Annotated in this window: 6 protein-coding genes; 2 read left to right on the forward strand and 4 right to left on the reverse strand. The window is 55.1% G+C overall.

Features of this window, described 5'->3' with window-relative positions; translation table 11 throughout:
• Positions 1-77: 77 nt before the first annotated feature.
• The 3 genes from J2D73_RS16240 to mutL all read right to left on the reverse strand — a co-directional run bounded on the left by J2D73_RS16240 (position 78) and on the right by mutL (position 5,980).
• Complete coding sequence (locus J2D73_RS16240; RefSeq protein ID WP_341535112.1) at positions 78-2,462, reverse strand: TonB-dependent siderophore receptor; 2,385 nt, start codon at positions 2,460-2,462, stop codon at positions 78-80.
• A gap of 784 nt (positions 2,463-3,246) precedes the next feature.
• Positions 3,247-3,732, reverse strand: coding sequence for a hypothetical protein (locus J2D73_RS16245; protein WP_243430029.1), 486 nt, complete (start codon positions 3,730-3,732; stop codon positions 3,247-3,249).
• Between the two features lie 391 nt (positions 3,733-4,123).
• Positions 4,124-5,980 (reverse strand): DNA mismatch repair endonuclease MutL, encoded by a 1,857-nt coding sequence (mutL, locus tag J2D73_RS16250; protein ID WP_207882962.1) that lies wholly within the window; start codon positions 5,978-5,980, stop codon positions 4,124-4,126.
• A gap of 68 nt (positions 5,981-6,048) precedes the next feature.
• Between mutL and J2D73_RS16255 the strand changes: the two genes are divergently transcribed.
• Positions 6,049-6,537: a YaiI/YqxD family protein gene (locus J2D73_RS16255; protein WP_207882964.1), complete on the forward strand. Its 489-nt coding sequence runs from the start codon at positions 6,049-6,051 to the stop codon at positions 6,535-6,537.
• A gap of 138 nt (positions 6,538-6,675) precedes the next feature.
• On the opposite strand, the gene J2D73_RS16260 is transcribed toward J2D73_RS16255, so the two are convergent.
• A complete protein-coding gene (locus J2D73_RS16260; RefSeq protein WP_207882966.1) occupies positions 6,676-7,074 on the reverse strand; it encodes a hypothetical protein in 399 nt (132 codons plus the stop codon).
• A 180-nt stretch (positions 7,075-7,254) separates the two neighbouring features.
• Between J2D73_RS16260 and J2D73_RS16265 the strand changes: the two genes are divergently transcribed.
• Positions 7,255-7,521, forward strand: coding sequence for a hypothetical protein (locus J2D73_RS16265; protein ID WP_207882968.1), 267 nt, complete (start codon positions 7,255-7,257; stop codon positions 7,519-7,521).
• The last annotated feature ends 22 nt before the right edge of the window (positions 7,522-7,543 follow it).

Raw genomic sequence — 7,543 nt, forward strand, 5'->3', positions numbered from 1 at the left:
GAGCTTCAGGCGCGGATAGCTCAGGCTGTGGGGTTGATAGAATATCGGTGGAGCCGAAGGGAGCCGCGAGTCAGGGCTCAGTAGCGTCCTCGCAGCGTGAAATAGAACGTTCTCGGCGAGCCGTAGATGGCGCCGTCATAGAATCCCGCCTGGCGGTAATAGGTTTTGTCCGTCAAATTGCTGATGTTGCCAGTCAAGCTGAGCCAGTTCGTGAGACGGTAACGGGCCATAAGATTGATGAGCGTGTAACCGTTCAGATAGAGGTTGGACGCATCATACTTCCCATTCCCCAATGGTCGACCGGGATTTACAGGCCACGATGTGCTGGTCTGCGTCGTGAAACCGCCGCCGATGGTCAGGTTATGCAGCTTCCCCTTGAAGGTGTACGTGGTGTTCAATTTGATCAGATTGTGAGGGTCCTCCTGATAACCCAGTCCCTTCTCCTGCAGGTAACTGTATCCGAACAGAACATTCCACCCTGGGGTGATCTGACCTGACACGTCGAAATCCACCCCTTCGGTCGTAACGCCGTTGGCGGTGGTGTAGATCGTGTTACCGGTGATCGTATTTGTCAGGCCGGTGGTCTTGGCGACGTTATCCTGTTTGTTCAGATAAAACGCGAGTGACATGTTCAATCGATTATCGAAGAACTCCCCCTTTACGCCGGTTTCGTAGCTCTTGCCCAAAACAGGTGGCAGCGGCTTGTTGTCAGCGTCACGATCGGCCGATTGCGGAGTGAAGATAGTCGTGTAACTGCCGTAAATTGAAAAATTCTTGGCGAAGTCGTAAACAAGACCAGCATATGGCGTGAGGACGGCGTTCTGATTCATGGACCCGGACGAGGCCGTGTAGGCGTTCGCTGCATTGTAGGTGCCTGAGTAGTATTGATACGAGCTCATGCGGCCACCCAGAATCAGACTAAGCCCCTTTGCCAGAACGAAATGCCCGCTGACGTAAGCTCCGTAATTCCGGGTCACGTCGACTTCGCGCGCATTGGTTCGGTGGGTTCTGAAATTGGCGTAGCTTCCGTCCCACGTTTTCCAGTTTGCGACGGAGAGGCCTGTCGAACGGTACTGACACGCAGAATAGGGTGCGACATTCGCGATGTTACAATTGCCTAGAGCGTTGCTGAACGTCCACGTGGTCAGCTCATCGCTATAACCGTTGAATCCGAACACCAGGGTCTGCGGACGGCCGAAGACTTTAAACTGGCCTGTCAGACGGATATCAGCAGTGTCGCGTTGGTCGTTGTATTCTGCATGAAGGGCGTTCAGATATGCGCCTGTTCCGTCTTCGTTCCAAAATCCTGCGTATCCGCCGGTGCTTTTGGAGCCATTATTGACCTTGAGGTTACCGAGATTCTGATAATTTCCAGCCCAGGTGTGCATGTAGCTGGCTCTCAGTCGCCAGTTATCCGAAAATTTGTGATCATAATTTCCAAATGCGGATAACGTATTTTCCTCGGAAAAGCTCCAGTTCGCCACCGGATTGGTGCTGCGTGGAAGATTGGTTCTGGCGCCGTTCGCGTACCAAATTGGGACATTCGTTCCCCAGGAGGCGCCGTTATCTCGGGTTTTTTCGTACTGAAAACCCCAGTTAACTGTGTCTCGGCGAGACAGATCGGCCGCGAAATTGGCAAGTGCGCCGATATTGTAAAGGCTTTCACGTTGACGGAAGGTGTCGGAATCTTCCCAGGTAAAAATATAGCGGCTGCGGATCGTGCCCGATTTGTTCAGCGGCTTGTTGACGTCGAGCATGACGCGATGGTCGTTCCAATTACCTAACCGTAGCATCGCGTTCACTTGCTCGGTCTTGGTTGGTTGTTTGCGTTCAAGGTAAATGGTGGCGGACGGATCGCCGGTGCCGCCCATGAGGCCGTTGGCGCCGCGAATGATCTGAACGTTGTCATACAAGTCCATATTCATTGCGGAGCCAGCGCCGCTGAACCCGGTTGTCCCGTTCACTTGCATACCGTCTATGCGATAGTTGGTGATGTCGAAGCCACGTGCGCGATAGGTGGTCCGGCCAGCGTTGTCGTCTTGATAGGATGTGACGCCGGCTGTTGTATTCATGACGTCATCAAGCGTGTTGATCTGCATATCGTCCATAAGCTGACGCGTGATGACCGTTACGGTTTGTGGTGTTTCACGTAAACTTAAGGGGAGTCCGGTGGCGGCGGAGGTCCTTTTGATCGTGTATGTATTCAACGTATCCTGGGCGCCTTTGACCAGAATGTGCTCGGCTCCCGGGGACTGCGTATTTTTGTAAATATCTCTCCGGTGCTTATGCGCTCCATTAAATTCTTTGTCGTGACGGTTTTTATGGGTGTGTTGGGGGTCATATCTCTTTTCTGAGTTTTCGAGCGTGGTCGCTGCCAGCGAGTGCCCGGCGAACAAGATGCCTGACGTCAACAACATAAAGCGGGTTGAAACGAAAAGAGGGCGCACGGTCTTCCTGGTCACTGCAATTTCCAACGCAAATGATAATCAATATCAATTTTGCTTAGATGAAAAAATGCCAATGTGGCAACCGTGAGTAAATTTCCAAAAGTAACATAATGTAATTTATTATATCAATTTTTTAAATGTTATGAATATTTTAGGAGATTCTTGATACGAAAATCAGGTGAGTGGCTATCATAATCGTCTGCACAGCTAATTGAGAGCGGCTTGATGGCTGCAGAAACTACCTACAAAATTCCGTGACACTTCAGATGAGTGGTCAGTAGGGCTGAGCTATCATGCTCACATCAAGTGATGGAGAATCATCGAAAAAAGAACGATGAAGTGTTTAATAATCAGGGATCGTTACGGCTTTTGCCGCGCAGATTTGAGAAATCGCGATATTTTCGATCTGACAGTTCATTGCCTCTGTAGAATATTCTGTAAAATATAACCTCTGACACCATCGGTGTAAAAAGCAGTAAATTTACGAAAATCAAGTTGATAAATTCTTTACGTTATATGTTTTACGAAAACCGAAGGTTTTATTCATAAATAAAGCTCAATTTCAGAGCACGGGACCTGACAAACAACACGATTCAGAAATGGATTGAGGCGTTCAGGAGTGCATGTTTATGTAAGCAATTTGATTTTTCCTGTTTTTTGCAAACGAAAACACCGAAGATAAGGTATAATTTATCTGCGTAAATCATTTTTCTTATTCACGTACGTTATAAATATCTTCACCGCAGAGACATAATGCGGATGGTCCCTGCGGTGGACATTACAAACTCAGGCCGATGGTTCACCAGCCAGAATTATACGCGCCCATACCAGGATCCCAGTTTCCCCAGGCCTGATTCCATGAGGGGTTCCACCCGCCCCAACCGGGGCCATTCATGGGTCCCCAGGCCCCCCAATTCCAACTGGCGTCCTGATATTCTCCGGCTGTCATCTCCTGCTCATCAGCCAGCATCTTTTGCTGTCTGTATTGCTGATATTGAGAGTAAGCCGCCTGATCTCCTATATAAAGGCAATCGCAGGCAGTGGGATCTGCATAGACGTAGAACACGGAATTATTGCGCACCCGCCGAACGAAACGATGCGGTGGCAGACGGTTAAGCATTGCTTGTAGCTGTTGCGTGTCGGCGGGTCTGGCTGCAAATCCAGCGGCGGCGAGGTGGTCTTCCTTGTGCAGGACGCGCTCTGTAGCACTTTCGCAAGAGGGTAGAAGCGCGAGCATCGTGACAGCAGCGAGTGCGCGCGACGCACTTGACCTGGATGTCTTCATGGAAAAATTGCTCCTTCAAATATACAGTTGAGATAATTATTGCCTTTTGAAAGCTCTTTCAACGATTGTATTTTTTGGAATGAAATTTTTTGAAAAAGTCATCAAATAAGAAATCTAAAAAAACTGTCAGGCTATGCGAACCAATTGCAACGCATAATTATATTCACGGAAATCGAGGAAAGAATGAAGCTGGCCACGAGAAAGTTACGCCGGGCGTCGTGAGTGGTTGAACGCATGACGACACCACTCTGAGCGCAGAGGTTGGAGAGAAAATCCGCCACTCCGAGAACAAATGAAACAGCGTCCTGCGGTCAGGCGAACGAAATTTCGTGAACAGCGTTGCCAAATCAACCGCAATGAAAGTGAGAGGCGCAGCGCGCTAATGGCCCAATCAATGCCTGCGAAACAATAACTCCAGATCAGCGCGCGTCAGCCGAACCCATGTCGGCCGCCCATGCGAGCATGTGCCCGCGCGCGGCGTCGCCTCCATCTGACGCAGCAGCGCGTTCATCTCCTCCATACCCAGCGTGCGCCCCGCGCGGATGCTCCCGTGACACGCCATGCGCGCGATCACGGCGTCCAGACGTCCATCCAGCGTCGGTGTCTCTTCGATCGCCGCCTGATCGTCGGCATCCAACTCCTCGGCAAGATCGCGCAGCAGATCGACCGCAGACGCGCCCCGGAGCAGATCGGGCAGCGAACGCACCAGAATGGAGCCGCCGCCGAATCCCTCGACATCAATCCCGACACGCGCAAGAGCAGCGGATCTGGCAAGCACCGCCTCCGCCTGGCCGCGCGGAAGGTCGATTACATCGGGGATAAGCAGCCGCTGGGCCCGCACTGCGCCGGACAGCAGCTGTTCACGCAACGCTTCATGGGTCAGCCGCTCATGCGCCGCGTGCTGGTCTACAAGGATCAGGCTCCCATCCGCCGTCACCGCCAGAATGTAGGTGTCGAGCACCTGTGCGACCGCCGCGCCAAGAGGAAAGTCCACGGCGGGCGCCGCAGCGCCTTCCGCCGCCACGTTATCCTCGAACCGCGCGCGCAGGGATGCTTCCGGGCTTGCTACAACCTGCGGGCTCGCCACCGACGTCGGTGGTTCCTGCGAAAACCGCCGCGCCTGCGGCTGCGTGTTAAGCGCCAGCGTCGCCTCTGCGAAGCCAGTATTCCGGACAGGCGTCTCGGGCGGATAGAACACGCGCTGCGGGCGGCTGGGCGCGAAAGACGGACGCACACCGACCACGCCCGCCCCAAGCCCAAGCGCGCGCGTCAGCGTGCCGATGACGAGCGAGCGCGCCCCGGCTTCATCGGCGAAGCGCAGCTCGGTCTTCGCGGGGTGCACGTTCACGTCCACCTGATCATACGGCACGGTCAGGCTGATCATCGCCACGGGATGACGCCCCGCCTCCATCACCCGGCGATAGGCGACGCGGATCGACGTGCGCAGCAGCGGATCGACCACCGGGCGCCCGTTGACCAGCATGAACTGTCCCGCCGTCGTCGGCCGGTGTACCGAAGGGCCGCAGGCGAACCCTGTCAGGCGCATCGAGCCGCGCTCGCCATCAAGCTCCAGAAGCCCGTCAGCGTCTTCGACCCCGAGCAACGCCGCTGCGCGGGCAAGCGGTTCCTCCGGCGGGCGATCAAACACCGTGCGCCCGTCGACCTCCAGCATGAACGCGACATCGGGCGCGGCAAGCGCCAGGCGCCGCATAGCCGCCTCCGCGTGAGAGCCCTCGACCCGTGCGCTTTTCAGGAACTTCCGCCGCGCGGGCGTGGCGAAGAACATATCCTCCACGACGATCGTCGTGCCGGGCTCCCCAGCGCAGGGCTCCGGCGGAAAGATCACCCCGCCCTCCACGCGGATACGCCACGCGCTGTCCGCGCCGCGCACGCGCGAGACGATGTTCAGCCGCGCCGCCGCGCCGATAGACGGCAGAGCCTCCCCACGAAAGCCGAGCGTCGAGATACGCACCAGCGCCTCGTCCGTCAGCTTCGACGTGCAATGCCGCTGCACCGCCAGCGCCAGTTCGTCCGGCGTCATGCCCAGCCCGTCGTCGCTCACCACGATGCGGTCCGATCCGCCATTGGCGATCGCGATCCCGATCCGCCCCGCCCGTGCGTCGAGCGCGTTCTCGACCAGTTCCTTCAGCGCCGCCGCCGGGCGTTCGATCACTTCGCCCGCCGCAATGCGGTTGATCGTGGCTTCCGAGAGGCGGCGCAGCGTGGGGCGGATCAGGGTGTCGGTCATGGCGGTCCCATGATAGCGCGCTTGCGCCGCGCTTTACACAGCCCCCGCCCCGGCGGCAGAACAGGGCCATGACACGCATCTTCATCGACGCCGACGCCTGCCCCGTAAAGGATGAGGTCTACCGCGTCGCCGCGCGCTACAACCTTGGCGTTTTCGTCGTCTCGAACCGGCTGATCGCCGTTCCCGACCAGCCGGGCATCGAGCGCATCGTCGTTGACGCAGGCCCCGACGTCGCCGACGACTGGATCGCCGAGCGCGCGGGCGCGGGCGACGTGGTGATTACCGCCGACATTCCCCTCGCCGCGCGCTGCGTCGCGAACAAGGCCAGCGTGCTGGAGCCCAAGGGCCGCGAACTGGACGGAGACGCCATCGGCATGGCGCTGGCGGTGCGTAACCTGATGGACGATCTGCGCTCGACCGGGACAATCACGACAGGCAGCGCGCCGTTCTCCAGGGCGGACCGTTCTACGTTTCTGTCGGCGCTGGACCGGATCGTGGTGCGGTTGCGGAAATCTGTTCGGGTGACGCCGCCTCGGCCGCCAGCAGGGGGCTGGTGAGGTTATATTATTGAGAATTTCTTTCTTGCGAATGGAGCATAGAACCATCGAAGGTTAGACGCAGCCCTTATCATCGCGTTGGATTCTGCCGCGTCTTGGCAGAAAGTGTTCACGAGATGACTGAAGCGTTCTGATATGTCACCCGCGGTATGTTCTTGAGCGTAAAGTAGACGGGAGCATATCGCCGATAGCTTCCTTGGGGATGATGATCCAGGAGTTTACACTGCTGTGCAAAAGCAGACCGTCAGCGTCGTCGAACCTTGTCGTCATTGATAACGCGTCCCTGAAGGGAATACCGCCGAACGGGCGTATTAGTTTATCGTTCGTATTGGTTGTAAAAAATAATGTCATCTTTCCCTGATCTACTGTGGCGGTGCTGATCTCAAGCCTGCCGTCCAGACCGGCTTCCTGAAGATTGGCAGATTCGAAATTCGCCGCATTGGGGATGTTAAAGAACACTTCTTCATCAAGGAAATTTTGTAAACCTGAGAAGTTTTTTTCACTGTTTTCGTCTTTTACATAATCGTCAAACGTCATTTTTTCTTCTGACTCATGTTGATTGATCGATTTCCAAAATATTTCATGTGATGGCGCAAATGAATAATGTCATACACATAGATTGTTTGCCCCTTTAAATTTTGCCTATCATTGTACAGTCTGTGGGGGCACGTGACTCGCCTCCTTTGCCGGTGGGCTTGTTCAGCTGGGAGTAATACCGTGACTATAGATTTTACCGCTGCATTAACTGGATATGTTGCCGGTAATCTGCCTTCCGTATGGCATGCAGTGCCCAATGGTGTCAAAGTTCGATTGGAACAAGGATTTGATCGTCTTACGGGTAAAGTTACTCGCCGATGGGACCGCGAAAATAAGTCCAGAGATGCCGATGTTGATGATGGCATCAAAAGAGCCGGAAATAAATCCGACGCGCAAAAAGAGGTCCTGAAGCTTTTAGAGCCTGTTTGGAAAATCGGTCTGATGTGATTCAAGCTCTGGATGTGGACGC

It is taken from the genome of Acetobacter sacchari (assembly GCF_017377715.1).
Taxonomy (GTDB): domain Bacteria; phylum Pseudomonadota; class Alphaproteobacteria; order Acetobacterales; family Acetobacteraceae; genus Acetobacter; species Acetobacter sacchari.